Source organism: Bartonella bacilliformis Ver097 (assembly GCF_000709795.1).
Taxonomy (GTDB): Bacteria; Pseudomonadota; Alphaproteobacteria; order Rhizobiales; family Rhizobiaceae; genus Bartonella; species Bartonella bacilliformis_A.
Map to the genome: position 1 here is coordinate 121,842 of NZ_KL503802.1, position 16,508 is coordinate 138,349.

15 protein-coding genes and 1 pseudogene are annotated in these 16,508 nt (G+C 38.0%); 8 read left to right on the forward strand and 8 right to left on the reverse strand.

Annotated elements, in window-relative coordinates:
* Positions 1-167 precede the first annotated feature (167 nt).
* The 5 genes and pseudogenes from H710_RS00500 to H710_RS00520 all read left to right on the forward strand — a co-directional run bounded on the left by H710_RS00500 (position 168) and on the right by H710_RS00520 (position 5,588).
* A pseudogene (locus tag H710_RS00500) lies at positions 168-1,102 on the forward strand (asparaginase domain-containing protein).
* A gap of 215 nt (positions 1,103-1,317) precedes the next feature.
* Positions 1,318-2,262, forward strand: coding sequence for a type I pantothenate kinase (gene coaA, locus H710_RS00505; RefSeq protein WP_196295842.1), 945 nt, complete (start codon positions 1,318-1,320; stop codon positions 2,260-2,262).
* 12 nt (positions 2,263-2,274) lie between these two features.
* Complete coding sequence (locus H710_RS00510) at positions 2,275-3,648, forward strand: leucyl aminopeptidase family protein (protein ID WP_041848908.1); 1,374 nt, start codon at positions 2,275-2,277, stop codon at positions 3,646-3,648.
* 148 nt (positions 3,649-3,796) lie between these two features.
* Positions 3,797-4,657, forward strand: coding sequence for an NlpC/P60 family protein (locus H710_RS00515; RefSeq protein WP_041848909.1), 861 nt, complete (start codon positions 3,797-3,799; stop codon positions 4,655-4,657).
* Between the two features lie 424 nt (positions 4,658-5,081).
* Positions 5,082-5,588, forward strand: coding sequence for an SH3 domain-containing protein (locus H710_RS00520; RefSeq protein WP_414946125.1), 507 nt, complete (start codon positions 5,082-5,084; stop codon positions 5,586-5,588).
* Positions 5,589-5,658: 70 nt separating this feature from the next.
* On the opposite strand, the gene irr is transcribed toward H710_RS00520, so the two are convergent.
* Entirely contained in the window at positions 5,659-6,099 is a 441-nt protein-coding gene (irr, locus tag H710_RS00525) for a Fur family transcriptional regulator Irr (RefSeq protein ID WP_052472855.1), read from the reverse strand.
* A gap of 275 nt (positions 6,100-6,374) precedes the next feature.
* Here irr and fabA point away from each other — a divergent pair, with 275 nt between their 5' ends.
* The 3 genes from fabA to fabI are packed head-to-tail and all read left to right on the forward strand — an operon-like array spanning position 6,375 to position 9,028.
* Positions 6,375-6,884, forward strand: a complete 510-nt coding sequence (fabA, locus tag H710_RS00530; protein ID WP_041848912.1) for a 3-hydroxyacyl-[acyl-carrier-protein] dehydratase FabA — start codon at positions 6,375-6,377, stop codon at positions 6,882-6,884.
* A gap of 57 nt (positions 6,885-6,941) precedes the next feature.
* Positions 6,942-8,162 carry a beta-ketoacyl-ACP synthase I gene (gene fabB / locus H710_RS00535; protein WP_041848913.1) on the forward strand — a complete coding sequence of 407 codons (1,221 nt, stop codon included), beginning with the start codon at positions 6,942-6,944 and terminating at the stop codon, positions 8,160-8,162.
* A gap of 47 nt (positions 8,163-8,209) precedes the next feature.
* Positions 8,210-9,028 carry an enoyl-ACP reductase FabI gene (fabI, locus tag H710_RS00540; protein ID WP_041848914.1) on the forward strand — a complete coding sequence of 273 codons (819 nt, stop codon included), beginning with the start codon at positions 8,210-8,212 and terminating at the stop codon, positions 9,026-9,028.
* Between the two features lie 226 nt (positions 9,029-9,254).
* Here the strand turns inward: fabI and cyoD are convergent, their stop codons facing one another.
* The 7 genes from cyoD to dnaN all read right to left on the reverse strand — a co-directional run bounded on the left by cyoD (position 9,255) and on the right by dnaN (position 16,369).
* Complete coding sequence (cyoD, locus tag H710_RS00545) at positions 9,255-9,731, reverse strand: cytochrome o ubiquinol oxidase subunit IV (RefSeq protein ID WP_041848915.1); 477 nt, start codon at positions 9,729-9,731, stop codon at positions 9,255-9,257.
* On the reverse strand, positions 9,731-10,396 hold the full coding sequence (locus H710_RS00550) for a cytochrome (ubi)quinol oxidase subunit III (RefSeq protein ID WP_041848916.1): 666 nt from the start codon (positions 10,394-10,396) through the stop codon (positions 9,731-9,733). Before H710_RS00550 ends, cyoD begins: the two co-directional genes overlap by 1 nt.
* Positions 10,393-12,411, reverse strand: coding sequence for a cytochrome o ubiquinol oxidase subunit I (gene cyoB, locus H710_RS00555; protein WP_041848917.1), 2,019 nt, complete (start codon positions 12,409-12,411; stop codon positions 10,393-10,395). Before cyoB ends, H710_RS00550 begins: the two co-directional genes overlap by 4 nt.
* 75 nt (positions 12,412-12,486) lie before the next feature.
* On the reverse strand, positions 12,487-13,458 hold the full coding sequence (cyoA, locus tag H710_RS00560; RefSeq protein ID WP_041848918.1) for a ubiquinol oxidase subunit II: 972 nt from the start codon (positions 13,456-13,458) through the stop codon (positions 12,487-12,489).
* Positions 13,459-13,568: 110 nt separating this feature from the next.
* Complete coding sequence (gene aroQ / locus H710_RS00565) at positions 13,569-14,039, reverse strand: type II 3-dehydroquinate dehydratase (protein ID WP_041848919.1); 471 nt, start codon at positions 14,037-14,039, stop codon at positions 13,569-13,571.
* Between the two features lie 50 nt (positions 14,040-14,089).
* Entirely contained in the window at positions 14,090-15,235 is a 1,146-nt protein-coding gene (recF, locus tag H710_RS00570) for a DNA replication/repair protein RecF (RefSeq protein WP_041848920.1), read from the reverse strand.
* Positions 15,236-15,247: 12 nt separating this feature from the next.
* On the reverse strand, positions 15,248-16,369 hold the full coding sequence (gene dnaN, locus H710_RS00575; RefSeq protein WP_041848921.1) for a DNA polymerase III subunit beta: 1,122 nt from the start codon (positions 16,367-16,369) through the stop codon (positions 15,248-15,250).
* Between the last annotated feature and the right edge of the window lie 139 nt (positions 16,370-16,508).

Consider the following 16,508-nt stretch of genomic DNA (forward strand, 5'->3'; position numbering starts at 1 on the left):
ATATAAAATCTAACCACCAATGTCTCTATTTAAGAACATACACTAAAAAACACAAAGACTAAGCATCTCTCAATTTATTTGAATCAGAGACAATGACATAATTGTTGTTCATTCAAATTATTGCCAAATAACTCTTGTCAACAGCATGTATTGCTAACAGGAAAATTATGAGAAAGATAGCAATAGAAACATTGGATGGAACAATTGAAATGGCAACGGATAGCTGCGGAAAAATGCAGCCAATTGTAACCTCAGATGCACTAATTAATAATATTCCTGGTTTTAAAAATATTGCTTATATTCATGCGTAAACACTAATACAATTGCCAAGTGAATTTCTATCTTTTAAGGTCCTTTTTGATACAATAGAGTGGGCAACACAAAAAATCAAGGCTGGTGCAGATGGTATTGTTTTAACACACTGATACATTAGATAAAGACAGCTTTCTTCTTTCTCTTTATTGGAATAAACTTGAACCTCTCGTGTAACTGGTGCTATGCGTACACCCATTGACGCAAGTGCTTACGGCCCTGCTAACCTTTTGGTTGCGATTGACCAACGAAGCCGTAACAAAAGTGTCTTAGTTGTGATGAATGACACAATTCATTCACCTTACTGGGTACAGAAAAGCCATACCATCAAAGTAGAAATATTTCAATCAGGTCCAGCAGGAACTTTAGGAATAATTTTAGAAGGAAATTTTTTTACTTTAATACCCAATTTTTCCCAACAACTTTCGAGCGTCCTCACAATCATGACTACCAAGTAGCACTCTTATATTCCTTTTTATCGTCTGACACAAACCTCATAAAATTTTGTCTCGAAAGCAGACATTATGCAGGTCTCGTTATAGCTGGTTTCAGTTCAAGTCATTGCAATTTTCAAGAAGCCGATATTGTACGACACTATGCCCCTAAAATACCAACCATCATCGCGAACTGCTCTCATGATGGCTCAACTACCCGTACAACCTACGGCTACAAAAAAGGTTCAGAAATCGATATGATTGCTTCTGGTGTTCTGATGTCTGGCTAGTTATCAGCATTAAAAGTGCGTTTATTTTTATGGGCTTTTTGGGCACAAGGTTTATCGAAAGAATAAATTAGTATACATTGAAATGATTGAACTATCAGCTAAACAATATATTAAAAGAAAATGGGCTCAATAAAAGCTTTTTGAAAAAATAAGAACCGTCTTTTCATTTCCAATTATTGCCACTATCAAAACAACACCTCGGCAAAAGAAATTCTTAGCCAATAACAATGATTGAGATCTCTATGTCAAAAATTGATCAAGAAGATGACCTGATCCGGTGCATGTATGAGAAATATTCTCCTTATAAAGTCTTCACTGCACAAGAATGGTCTCAATTTCGCGCAGATACACCACTGACTTTAACCTTTGATGAAATTAAAAATTTACGATCACTTGATGATCCTGTCGACCTTGAAGAAGTGCAACGCATTTACCTCTCTTTGGCGCGTTTGCTATCATATCATGTTGAAACCATACAGAATCTATTCCAAAAGCATCAACAATTTTTACATCAAGAAAAGACAAAAAAAAATCCCTTTATCATTGGTATTTCTGGCTCTGTTGCAGTAGGAAAATCAACAACTGCACGTATTCTGCAAGAACTTCTGAAACGTTGGGCATTCAATCTGAAAGTCGATTTAGTCACGACTGATGGTTTTCTCTATCCTAATGCTGTATTGCAGAAAAAAAATCGCATGAATCGTAAAGGATTTCCTGATTCTTACGACATTAAAAAATTATTGCATTTTCTTTCTGCTATAAAAGCCGGCATTAGCAAGGTCAGTGCACCACTTTATTCACATATAACCTATGATGTATTAGAAGACCAAGAGGTTATCATTGACCGTCCTGATATTTTAATTGTTGAAGGTGTCAATGTGCTTCAAGTCAATCGTTTTCCTAATGATAAAAGAATTGTGCCTTTTGTATCAGATTTTTTTGATTTTTCGATCTATGTGGATGCTGAAACAGATATGATTCGCCACTGGTATCTGGAACGTTTCAAACGTTTACGTAAAACAGCTTTTCAAAATTCTGAATCCTATTTTTATAGTTACACACTATTAAGTGAAGAAGAAGCTTTAAAAATTGCTGAAAATATTTGGCGTACAATTAATCTAAAAAATTTACAAGAAAACATATTGCCAACACGATCCCGAGCTGACCTCATTCTACGAAAGGGAAAAAACCATTTAGTCGAATATGTCGCACTTCGAAAACTATAAAGGCCGAAAAATATGCAGCAATACCAAATCAACTTTACTTCAAAACGTGCGGACAACAGCTGTCCTATCTTCTTAGTGCGCCCAAAAAATCTTAATGATTTATCATTTAGTTCATCAACAACTGCGTGGATGAAAGTTAATGATTTTACTGGAAAAACAGGACAAATATTATTTGTGCCTCATGAAACAGGAACATTAAAAAAAGTTTTATTTGGGCTTGGCAATGATGAAGAGCCTTTCATCACTGGACTTATTGCGAAACACCTGCCCACGGGCCATTGGCATTTAGAAGGAATGGCAGCAAATGAAATGAATAGCTATCTGGGATTAGCCTTAGGAAGCTATCAATTTAACCGTTATCACCAAAACCCCTCTTCCAAACAATTATCAATCCATGTCAATAATGTCATTAATCTCGACGAACTCAAACGCATTTTTGAAACTGTCTTTTTTGTTCGTGATCTCATTAATTGCCCTGCAAATGATATGAATCCTGAAACCCTGGAAACAGTAACACGCCAACTGGGAAAAATCTACAATGCTCATGTGACAAGCATTTGTGGAGATGAGCTTTTAACACAAAATTTTCCAATGATTCATGCCGTAGGACGAGCAAGCAATATCGCACCACGACTCATTGAACTACAGTGGGGACAAGAAAATCACCCAAAAATAACATTAGTTGGTAAAGGTGTAACTTTTGATACTGGAGGATTGGACATTAAATCAGCCAACAACATGCTGCTCATGAAAAAAGATATGGGGGGAGGAGCACATGTTTTAGGACTAGCTAAACTTATCATGGATGCACAACTGCCTGTTCGTTTACAAATTTTGATTCCAGCTGTTGAAAACGCAATTTCTGCTAATGCCTTCCGACCAGGCGATATTCTTCAAAGTCGTAAAGGTTTAAGTGTTGAAGTTGGCAATACAGATGCTGAAGGTCGACTTGTTCTTGCTGATGCACTCACTTATGGTGATGAAAAAAGCCCTCAATTTATGATTTGCATGGCAACTTTAACAGGAGCTGCTCGCGTAGCATTAGGTCCAGACCTTCCTGCATTTTATTGTCACGATCCCCTATGGGCACAGGAGATTTCTCAATCTGCTCACTCTGTTGCTGATCCTCTTTGGCAAATGCCTTTTTGGAAGCCTTATAAGGAGAAATTATCATCACAGATTGCTGATCTCAATAACACAACGGGTGACAGCTTCGCTGGCTCTATAACTGCTGCTTTATTTCTTAACTATTTTGTTGAAAAAGCTGAACATTTTGCTCATTTTGATCTTTTTGGGTGGGTGCCAAAAGAAAAACCAGGCTATCCTGCTGGTGGCACAGCACAAGCTATACGCGCTCTTTATGAACTTTTTAAAAATAAACTATAAGATAAATGATTTATCAAAACCTAAAATTATATAAAATCAAAGTAATATTGTAATCCTGCCTTTAAAAGAAATGATAACATAACATTTATATCAAAAAAACATCAACATAACTTACTGTTCTGTTTTTTAAAAATGAAAGGTAACTTAGATGGAACATAAAGATCCGCGGTTATACGCATTCAGAGATGATCTTGCAGACCAACGCCTTGAGCAAGAAGTCACTGCCAAACGCTTCGTTCAAGGAGAAAAAAAGCGTGTTGGTGTAACTGTTGCTGGTTTGTTCAAAGATAAAAGTACAACAAGCGAAATGCAAACGGAGTGTCTTTTCGGGGAGGAGCTCTTGATATTTGAACAAGGGAAAACTCGGTCATGGGGTCAGTCGCTCAAAGATGGCTATGTAGGTTACATTGATACACAAGCTCTTGAGACACCAACAACAAAACAAACGCACATCGTTTCTGTGCCGCGAACCTTTCAGTATTCACAAGCTGAACTACGCAGCCCTGTAAAAAGAACTTTATCGATGGGAAGCAAGGTAAGTGTTGTTGATGAAGTTGAAGTCCGTGATACACTCTATTCTGTTCTTGAAGATGGAACGGCTATTATTTCCCGACATCTTCGATCCATTGAACATATATATGTATATGAAGATTATGTTGCCGTTGCACAAACCCTTATCCGTACGCCTTACCTTTGGGGTGGTGTTAGTGGCTTTGGAATTGATTGCTCAGGACTTGTTCAACTATCTATGATGATGGCTGGTCACACAGTTTTACGTGATGCTGACATGCAGCAAAAAACTATAGGAAAACAACTCTCAGAAAATGAAAATCTTCAACGAGGCGATTTAATTTTTTGGCAAGGCCATGTCGCTATCATGTTTGATTATCAAAATATCATTCATGCCAATGGTAACTCGATGTATGTTACAATCGAGCCTTTAGAAGAAGTAATCGCACGTATTGCCAAAAAAAATAGATATCCTATAGCAAAACGCCGTCCATTTTAAAAAAATACCATCAATATCGTTTATGACATCTCACATTATCAGACTGTTCCGAATCATCAGAGTCATGCGGTATGTTTTTACTTTCTTATATGCAAAAAAGCGTAGCTTTTTTTCATTGATACATCTGTTAACATAAAATTGAATCAAATATTTTATGTTATAGGTATATAATATCGAAAACCTTACATCTCTGCAGTTTTCATAAGAAAAAAACATGCATGACGATTATAATAAATTTTTGTTGATTCAATTTGCCAATTATTTATACCTCTTTAACTAGCTGTATGCTATAGCTTGAGTTAACTTTTAAGTATGCCTTCCAAATCTTATAACTACATATCTATATAAATAAAGACAATAAAGAGGTTTAAAAGTGAAAACTGCTCTCTTGTTTCGTTTTTTCGTACTCCTAACATGTGTGTTCATGATAGGAGGATTTTTATTCACTTCCCTTACCTTCTCATATGCAGAGGTTTTGAATAACAATGTGGGCCCTAGTGGTCTGCCACTCCCGCGATTTGTTTCAATCAAACCTGCTCGTGTTAATGTCCGCGTCGGACCCGGTAGCAACTACGCCATTGTCTTTACGTACCAAAAGAAAGGCTTACCTATTGAAATTATTCAAGAATATGATCAATGGCGTAAAATTCGTGATGCCGAAGGTGACGAAGGATGGGTTTATCAATCACTTTTATCGGGGAAACGAACTGCTATAACCATTCCCTGGCAAAAAGATAAAACAAAAAGGCTTATGTTACGCAAAACGCCAACAGATAATGCACCACTTGTTGCAGAAGTAGAACCTAATATTATCGGGAATATTCGTCAATGCAATGGACACTGGTGTGAATTGAGTATTGGTAAAGCCCGTGGATGGCTTCATCAAACCCAATTATGGGGGATTTATCCTGGTGAAAAAATTAAAAATTAACAAATTGTCCTAACAACCATTATGTTGAGTTTTTATCTCTTATCAAACGGACCTATTCCTGATCATCAGGTTAGATTTTGGGTTTTAACCGAATGATCAAATCAACATGCACAATTTCCATATCTTCAGGTGGTTGAGGTAGATTCTCAATAATAGGAGATCCTTCTACATTATAAGGAATATCAAGAATACGATTTTCGCCTTCAATGTAGAAATGATAATGATCAGATGTATTGGTATCAAACCAAGTTTTTGAACCTTCTACGGCAATAATCCGTAATAAACCGGCTTCAGTAAATTGATGAAGCGTATTATAAACAGTTGCTAAAGACACGGGTACGCCTGATCTAAGTGCTTCTTCATATAATTCCTCAGCAGCAATATGGCGATTGCCTTGAAAAAAAATCATATGAGCAAGCTCCAATCGTTGGCGTGTTAATCGCAAACCATTTTTACGTAAATGCTCTTCCAATTCAGATAAAGAATGATAATTCACAACTTTCTCACGGATATTTTTTTACCAAATTCTAAATTGTTTTATCCATTGACATATTATAAACTCCATCACATCTATATTTAATAGGTCTGAAATTCAATAAAATAAGGAGAGTACAAAATATGCACTTTTCGTTTTATGCAAAAATAGCCTTTCAAGTGTAAGATGCATAAAAAAAGATCTTTTGTCATTTTAAAATAGCATAAATCATTTCCTTCTCTTTAAAATTTGCTCTAAAAAGCAAGTTGATACGAAGCGCAGACAAAATTACGTAAATAAAGGGAATAACAATGGCTGAAAGAAAGTCCTGCTACACTTATGAAGAGCTTCTGAGCTGCGCTCGCGGCGAAATGTTTGGTAAGGGTAATGCTCAACTACCTGCTCCACCAATGTTGATGATTCATCGAATCACTCAAATCAATGAGACTGGTGGTGAATATGATAAAGGAATGGTTCGTGCAGAATTTGACATCACGCCAGATCTATGGTTTTTTGCCTGTCATTTCATTGGCGATCCTGTTATGCCAGGATGTCTTGGTTTAGATGCGATGTGGCAATTAACGGGTTTTTTTCTTGGTTGGTTGGGCGAAAAAGGAAAAGGGCGCGCTATATCAACGGGCGAAGTAAAATTATCGGGCATGGTAACTCCGAAAATTCAGCTGCTTGAATATGGAATAGATTTTAAACGTATTCGACGTGGAAATTTAGTCTTAGGAATCACAGATGGATGGGTAAAGGCAGATGGAGAAGCCATTTATAAAGCCAATGATTTGCGTGTTGCTCTATTTAAAGAAGATTGAGCATTATTTCAATCAGACAGAACATTGTGTCACTCTGTATGAAACAAGGAGATGTAAATGCATCGTGTTGTTGTAACAGGAATGGGAATCGTCTCAGCGATTGGGAATGGAATACAGGATGTTTTAGCTAGTTTGCGCGCAGCAAAATCTGGAATTTCCTACGCACCAGAATATGCCGAATTAGGATTCCGTAGTCATGTCTATGCTAAACCAAATATCGATATAGAAGCATTTGTTGATCGACGAGCTATGCGTTTTCATGGCCGTGGAACGGCATGGAATCACATTGCCATGAACCAAGCAATTGTTGACGCAGGTTTAGAACCTCACGAAGTTTCTAATGAGCATACCGGTATTATTATGGGCTCTGGAGGGCCTTCAACGCAATCAATTGTTGAGGCTGCTGATATTACACGCCAAAAAGGTCCAAAACGTGTTGGTCCTTTTGCTGTACCTAAAGCAATGAGTTCTACAGCTGCAGCAACTCTTGCAACTTTTTTTAAAATCAAAGGAGTCAATTATTCAATTTCTTCAGCTTGCGCTACATCCAGTCACTGCATTGGTAATGCTTATGAACTAATACAGTATGGAAAACAAAAACGTATCTTTGCAGGTGGCTGTGAAGATCTAGATTGGACATTATCTGTTTTATTTGATGCCATGGGTGCTATGTCTAGCAGATATAATGATGCACCAGACAAAGCTTCACGTGCCTACGACATGAATCGTGATGGATTTGTCATTGCTGGCGGAGCAGGTGTTTTGGTTCTTGAAGAGTTAGAAATCGCTAAAGCACGCGGTGCAAAAATCTACGGTGAGATTGTTGGTTATGGTGCTACATCAGATGGGCATGATATGGTTTCTCCATCTGGAGAAGGAGCAGAGCGGTGCATGCGCATGGCGCTCGCAACCGTAAATAATAAAATTGATTATATCAATCCTCATGCAACAGCAACACCTGTTGGTGATCCCCCTGAGATAGAAGCAATTCGCCGTGTCTTTGGAACAGGTGACCAGTGTCCTCCGATTTCCGCTACAAAATCTCTAACTGGTCATTCTTTAGGTGCAGCGGGTGTTCAAGAAGCAATTTATACACTGTTAATGATGAATCATAATTTCATTTGCGAAAGCGCACATATTGAAAAGCTTGATCCTGCTTTTTCAGATATGCCAATTATCCGTAAACGCTCTGATCATCAAGAACTTAATACCGTATTATCAAATACATTTGGCTTTGGCGGTACTAATGCAACGCTTGTTTTCCAGCGCTATGCATGAGTAGAAATTTTTAGATGACTGCAAAACATAGTCTTACGGAGAATAATATGAAAGGTTTGATGAAAGGCAAGCGTGGCCTTATTATGGGAGTTGCCAATGATCATTCAATTGCTTGGGGTATTGCATGTCAATTAGCTGAAGCTGGTGCTGAGTTGGCATTTACCTATCAGGGAGATGCTTTTGGAAAACGTGTCCAGCCACTAGCAGAAAAACTTGGTTGCAAATTATTATTTGAGTGTGATGTTGAGAAAATTGAAACCGTTGACCATGTTTTTAAGTGCCTTGAAAAAGAATGGAAAACTATTGACTTTGTTGTCCATGCCATTGGTTTTTCCGATAAAGCACAACTAAAAAGGCGCTATGTTGATGTTACAACGCGTGAAAATTTTGAACGCACAATGGTAATATCAGCTTATTCCTTCACTGAAGTTGCGCAATATGCTAGTAAGCTCATGCTTCATGGTGGTGCACTCCTAACACTGACATATGGAGCCTCGCAACAAGTTGTTCCAAATTATAATGTTATGGGTATTGCTAAAGCTGCATTAGAAGCTATGGTACGTTATTTAGCAGCAGATTTTGGTCCCCAAAATATCCGCGTTAATGCAATTTCAGCTGGTCCTGTGCGAACCTTAGCAGGTAATGGCATTGCAGCCGCACGAGCAATTTTTTCATATCAGCGTCGTAATTCACCACTACGCCGTACTGTAGATATCAATGAAATCGGGAAATCTGCTCTTTATTTGCTTTCTGATTTATCATCAGGTGTTACAGGTGAAATCCATTATGTTGATTCAGGATATAATATTATGTCTACGCCAACGCTTGAAGAATTAAAGCAAAGCGAAGAATCTCAGGAAGAATAAGAATAAATGATTCATAACATCGGAACATCGCCAAGAATTTTTATTTTAAAAACTCTTCAAGACTTTAAAAATATTTTGAATATGACTCCATACTAAGCAGAGTCATCTCTATATCTTTAAAATTAAAATATCTTATTCCTTGAAAGACAACGAATCCTCTAGTAACGTATTAACAGCTCTCTGACCCGTTTGGTAGTTGTCCTCTTGGCATTTCTATATCTGACGATTATTCCTTTAGCATCGGTGCATTTGGTAAACGATTTTCTGGCTCTTGCGTATCTAATGACTTTTCCTCTGGTATCTCTGCACTTGGAAACGACTCTTTAGGTGTCGTTACATCCATTTCTAATATCTCTGGCTCAACAATACGCCCTGATCCTCCCATCATATTATAGTTCAAATGAGAAATGGCCCACCAAGTACCCCCGATAATAATAGTGACACACGTCACTGCAAACCACAAAGCTACAAAATTCCATTTCGCATCTGGACCAGAATTCAAGTGCAAAAAGAAAATAATCTGCACGATAATCTGAATAATGGCCATACCGATAAGATAGATAACCTTTGTGCTAATTGCCCACCCTTCCAGCATACCGTACATCACAGGTATAAAAGAGCAAAAAGTGAAAATTACAGCCAGAATAAATCCAACTAAATAAGAGCGAATACTTGGATCATGTGTCTCGTTATGCTCACTCATTATAATGCTCCTAACAAATAAACCATCGTGAAAACACCTATCCAAACAATATCAAGCATATGCCAAAAAATTGAAAGGCATGATAAGCGTGTTTTATTATCTTGATCTAAACCGTTACGACGCAAATGAATAAACATCACAACCATCCAAAGCAGACCAGCACTCACATGAAGACCATGCATACCGACCAAAGAAAAAAATGCAGACCAATAAGCGGATAGAACTTCTCGTCCAAAAATTTGCTTACCTGTTTCAAGATCGATCCCAGCATAAGCAGTAGAATCATAATAGTATACTTCATGCAAAAGTTCATGAAATTCGTAAATTTCCATTCCAATAAAGATCAATCCAAGGACAAAGGTAACAGCCATCCATAAACGCACACCAGCAAGATTACACTTATGAACTTGTATCATCACAAATCCATAAGTCAGTGATGACAGCAATAAAATAGTGGTTTCAGCCAAAACAAAATTTAAATTAATAAATTCACTGCCAGCCTTTCCTCCGCCATAAGCAGCAGAAAATACAGCAAAACTGGAAAAGAGTGTTGAAAAAGCAACCAAATCCGACAGAATATAAACCCAAAATCCAAATATCATTGCCGAACTATCGTCGTGATGATGCTCATGCGGATGATTATCATGCATTGTTGTCACACTCATGCTTTTACTCCTTGTTCTTTAAGAACAGCTGTGAAAATATCTTCCGTTTTTTGCACCTCCTCAGCAGGGATATAATAACCATGATGATTACCTAATAATGAACGACACATAATCGTGGCAATAAAGCCAACGAGCCCAATCACCTCAAGCCACCAAATATGCCAAACCAGAGAAAAAGCAGCAATTAATGAGAAGAATGATGCTATAATTCCAGCCGATGTATTTGCAGGCATATGAATTTTTGAAAACCCACTTGTTGGACGCTGATAACCTCTCTTTTTCATATCCCAATAAGCGTCCTCAGCGTGCACTGTTGGAATAATTGCAAAATTATAGTCAGGAGGAGGTGAAGAAACAGACCATTCAAGCGTACGCGCATCACCCCAAGGATCATTAATAACTACTGGTAAGCGCCCTTTATGTTTAACACCATACCAAATTGCCAAAACAATTTGCAACACGAGACAGAGAATACCAACAAGGATAACACAAGCACCCAGTGCAGCAATAATAAACATCGGCTGCCAACCAGGTTCAATGTAATGTTGCAGACGACGCGTAGCGCCCATTAAACCGAGAATATAAACTGGGAAAAAAGCTAAATAAAAACCAATAAACCAGCACCAAAAAGATGCAATCCCCAAAGCGCGATTTGGTTTAACACCAAAAACTTTTGGAAACCAGAAAGCTAACCCACCCAAATAAGCAAAGACAACACCTCCAATAATTGTATGGTGGAAATGTGCTATCAAAAACAGAGAATTATGAAATTGCCAATCAGCTGGCACAATTGACATCAAAACGCCGGTTAATCCACCACCAACAAATGTAAATATCATTCCTATGCACCAAAGCATCGGAGGTTCAAAGCGAATCCGCCCCTTATACATTGTGAACAGCCAATTAAAAATTTTCACACCGGTTGGGATCGAAATAATCATGGTCGCAATACCAAAGAAGGTATTTACAGCTTCACCACCTCCCATTGTAAAGAAGTGATGTCCCCAAACAAGAAGCGAAAGAACCAAAATAACGACAATCGCCCAAACCATTGAGGCATAACCAAAAAGACGTTTTGAAGAAAAAGTTGGCACAATCTCAGAAATAATTCCAAAAGCAGGAATAACCAAAACATAAACCTCAGGGTGACCAAAAATCCAAACATAATTAATCCACACCATTGGATTACCACCAGCTGTATTGGTAAAAAAATTCATACCTAAATAACGGTCACCTGCCAATAATAGGAACGCCACAGCTAAAACAGGATAAATAACCACAATAAGAATATTACTAACGAAAGCACCCCAACAAAAAACAGGCATTTTTAGCATGGTCATCCCAGGAGCACGCATTTTAATTATAGTTGCTATCAAATTAACTGATCCCATAGTCGTCCCAATACCAGCAAGCTGAAGCGACCATAAATAATAATCTACCCCTGTATCCGGGCTATTTTGCAATCCCGAGAAGGGCGGATACATAAGCCATCCCCCCCGACCGAAATTGCCAATACCAAGCGATACGTTAATTAATATCGCTGCGGCAACTGTAATCCAGAATCCGAAATTATTTGCAAATGGAAATGCAACATCACGAGCACCAATTTGAAGCGGTATAAGATAATTGAAAAGACCAAATAAAATTGGTGTTGCCATGAAGAAAATCATAATAACACCATGAGCTGAAAAAATTTGATCAAAATGATCTGGAGGTAAATAACCTGATTTTTCACTCCCAAGTGCCAAAGCTTGATGTGTCCGCATCATAATTGCATCAGCAAAACCACGAAACAGCATGATAATGCCAAGAACGACATACATAATACCTATACGTTTATGATCAACTGTTGTGACCCAATTTCGCCAAAATACACCCCACCAACCAAGCACTGTTAAAGCAACAACAACGGATATACCACCGAGAACAATTGCAATACATGTATAAAGAACAATCGGCTCATGTGTCAGTGCATGAAAAGCACCTGCTGTAGGATCTGTGAGTCTTCCAAACATTTTTCAGCCCAATAAAAATAATTTCAGTTTAAAAAACCCTTCTTTTAAAAAGGGTTTTTACTCAATTAATAATCCCTAAATAGCATCCGGGTCAAAAACAGAACAAAGGGCACCCCAAAGTGTCTGAGCAGCAGCACGCTTCATTAAGTCCTCATTACATATCGTATTTTCGTCAACACACCGATTAACAATCCGATAATAAAGCCGTTTCTCAACAGGTGCAAAATAACGCACTTCAGCATCCTTTTCTTTTGCGGTAATATCATTCATACGAGGCGCAATAGCAAGCTGACGATAAGACATACGATCAAGCTTTTGACCATTATCTCGAACCTTGGTCACCCAATTATTGAAATCCTCCAAGGACACAGAATGCCAATGGAAACGCATATGTGAAAAACCATCACCGCTATAATTTGCTGAATTTCCATTGAATATTCCTTTTTCATCAGCAACTAAATGCAATTTAGAATTCATCTGCGGCATAGCATAAAGAACAGTACCAAGTTTTGGTACCCAGAAAGCATTAAGAGAACTTTCTGACGTTAACTGTAGTAACACCTGACGATCTTTCGGTGCATAAATCTCATTAATCGATGCAATACCGTATTCCGGATAAATAAATAACCACTTCCAATCTAAAGCTACAGCATTAACTTGCAAGGGCTTTTCCTCACCAGAAACTTCCACTGGAAGAGGATTTGAGGGTTCAAGCCTATAAGTATAATAAGCTGTTAAAGCACCTAGAATCACTATGATCGCAATTGGAACACCCCACATAAAAGCTTCAACTTTATTTGAATGCCCCCAATCAGGCAAATAATCTGCTTTCGTATTCGAAGCACGATATTTTATTGCCAAAACAATCACTGCAAACATCACAGGAAGAACAACGCAAAGCATAACAAAAACGCATATAGCAATCAAAATAAGCTGTTGGCGCGCAACATATCCCGCCGGCTGAAGAACATCGATCTTGCAACCAGATAAAAGCAACCCTACTCCCAAAATTGTGAGCACCTCTATCTGTTTAACAAAGCTTCTCATCTTACCTGTCCCATTATATGCATTGGAAATTACCGAAAACAATTATGGCATTATTATAGGCATACTTTATTTATTCAACAAAAAGTTATCAAAAATTCTAAATACTTACATTAACAGTGTTTGATTGCTTCTTTTTTATACCCATACCTAAGTTGTTTAGCGATATATTCAAGAGCGAACAAATATCCTTCATGACCACATCCAACAATGACAGCGTCTGCACTTGCAGAAACGTAAGAATGATGACGAAAAGCTTCACGTCGATAAACATTCGATAAATGAACCTCAACTATGGGCCCTGAAAACATATTTAATGCATCAAAAATCGCAATAGATGTATGACCATAAGCAGCTGGATTAATAATTAACCCAGCACTCATATCAATTGCTTCTTGTACCCACTCCACTAATTGACCTTCACAATTAGTTTGATGACATTGCACTATCAATTCAAGCTTTTTTGCATAATCTTGGCAAGATCTTTCAATATATTCCAAAGTTTCAGTGCCATAAATTTCTGGTTCACGTTTACCCAAAAAATTTAAATTAGGGCCATTTAAAATCGTTATAACCGTGGACATGATAAGCCTCTTCTTTTTCAATTATCAGCCTATATAACTTAAGTGCGTATCTATTCTTTTAACAAAGCTCCACCTTCAATTTCAAAAAATTCTGCTTGCCCTTTCAAGGAATCAAAGAAAATACGATCTGTCCCTGTCATAAATGTTTGACCACCTAGATCATCAAGAATATCGAATAAAGCAGCACGCCGATAAAAATCAAGATGAGCAGCCATCTCATCAAGAAGAAAGATAGGCGCCATATTCGACATTACACCTGTTAGATGCGCATGACACAAAACTAAGCCTGTTAACAAAGCTTTTTGTTCACCTGTTGAACATAATGATGCAGCTATATTTTTATCGGCATAAAAAACTTGCAAATCTGTGCGATGTGGTCCTTCCAGTGTCCGTCCAGCAGCACGATCCATTGCACGATTGCGACGCAATCGGTCTAAAAATTCCTCTTCAACATCTACTGCTGACATCTTCCTTAGAGCTTTCTCCAAAGAACCATCAATTTGTAAAAAAGCTCTTGGAAAAGGTATAGATTCTGACATTTGCACACACATATCATTCAAGAGCTGAACAACATCAATCCGTGCTGCTGCAATAGCTGTCGCAAGTTCAGCCATCTGCATTTCTAAAGCATTAAACCAAGCACGATCCTCATTTCCATCTGCAAATAAACGATTCCGTGCGCGCATAACCTTATCATAATCAGATACACGCCGACCATGCAAGGAATCAATAGCCAAAACCATACGATCCAAAAAACGGCGTCGATCGAGTGTAGGTCCTATAAAAAGCCCATCCATAGAAGGAGTTAATGCGCTAATATGACAATAATCTGTCAAACAATCACACGCTTCATTCTCGCCATTGATGTGTAACTTGCGATTACTACCACCAGCCTCTAAAGCTGTACCAATACTCACTTCACCATAGAGAGCACATTGAAGGCGAGCGAACACAACAAACCCGGCTCCCTCATCCCTAGAACAGCTGACATCAGAATAAGCTGCACGCCGTAAACCACGACCAGGAGCAAGAAAAGACAGTGCCTCTAGTAAATTGGTTTTACCCGCACCGTTACGACCAGTAAAAACAACATTCCGGCTTGAAAAATTAACATTTAAAAAGTGATAATTGCGATAATGCGCTAACTTCAGCTGTGTCACTGCCACTTTATGCACATGGCCAGCACTGCATTGCAAAACACATCATCCTTAAACACGAATAGGCATTAGCACATAAAGCGCATTTGCATCATGATTATCACGAATCAGCGCTGGCGCTCCAGCTTCATCCAACATAAAAACTATCTCTTCACCTGAAAGCTGCGCAGCAATATCCAGGAGATATCGTGAATTAAAGCCTATCTCAAGCGGATCAGACGCATAATCTGCAACCAATTGATCCTCTGCACTCCCTGAATCAGGGTTATTCACCATAAATCTTAACTGTCCATTTTTAATCGTCAACTTCACTGCACGTCCACGATCACTTGAAATCGTAGAAACACGATCAACAGCAGAAGAAAAATCCTGCCGATTTACAGTCAATTTTTTATCATTTCCAAGAGGAATAACGCGTTGATATTCTGGAAATGTTCCATCAATTAATTTTGATGTCAAAACCACAGACCCTACAGAAAAACGAATTTTTGTTTCTGAAAGCTCTATACACACATGATTATCAGCTTCCTCTGAAAGAAGCCTTTGTAATTCTCCCACAGTTTTACGAGGAATAATAACACCTGGCATACCTTCGGATCCCGAAGGAGCTTCCATATCAATTTGCGCTAAACGATGACCATCAGTAGCAACTAAACGCAATTTCAAAGCACCATCATCAACAATATGAAAATAAATACCATTAAGGTAATAACGTGTTTCTTCAGTAGAAATAGCAAATTGTGTACAATCAAGAAGATGCTTTAAATCTGATGCGAATAAAGAAAAACGAAAATTAAACTGACCTGGAAGGGATTCAGGAAAATCCATTTTAGGAAATCCTTGAAGCCGAAAATTAGAAAAACCAGAAATAACAGACATTGTGTTTGGGTGGGCTGCATCAACAGCTAATATAATCTCGTTACCATCAGGCAGCTTACGAACAATATCATAAAGCAAATGCGCTGGAACAGTGATTCCCCCTGTTTTCTCAATGTGAGGAACTGAAAATTCCGTAATTTCTAAATCAAGATCTGTTGCTTTTAAGCGCATACCATCACTATCTGCATCAATGAGTACATTCGACAAAATAGGAACAGTATTACGACGTTCAACCACACGGTGAACACAGCCAAGAGACTTTAAAAATTGATTGCGATCAATTGTAACGTGCATAAAAATCCCCGTTGATCATTGACTTCATAACTTTAGAAACTTGCTAAACTAAGAGTCTTTGATTCACTTAAAAGAATCACAAGTCAAATTTTATTCAATCTCTTTTAAAATAGCAATAAAGCACTGCATAAGCAAAAAT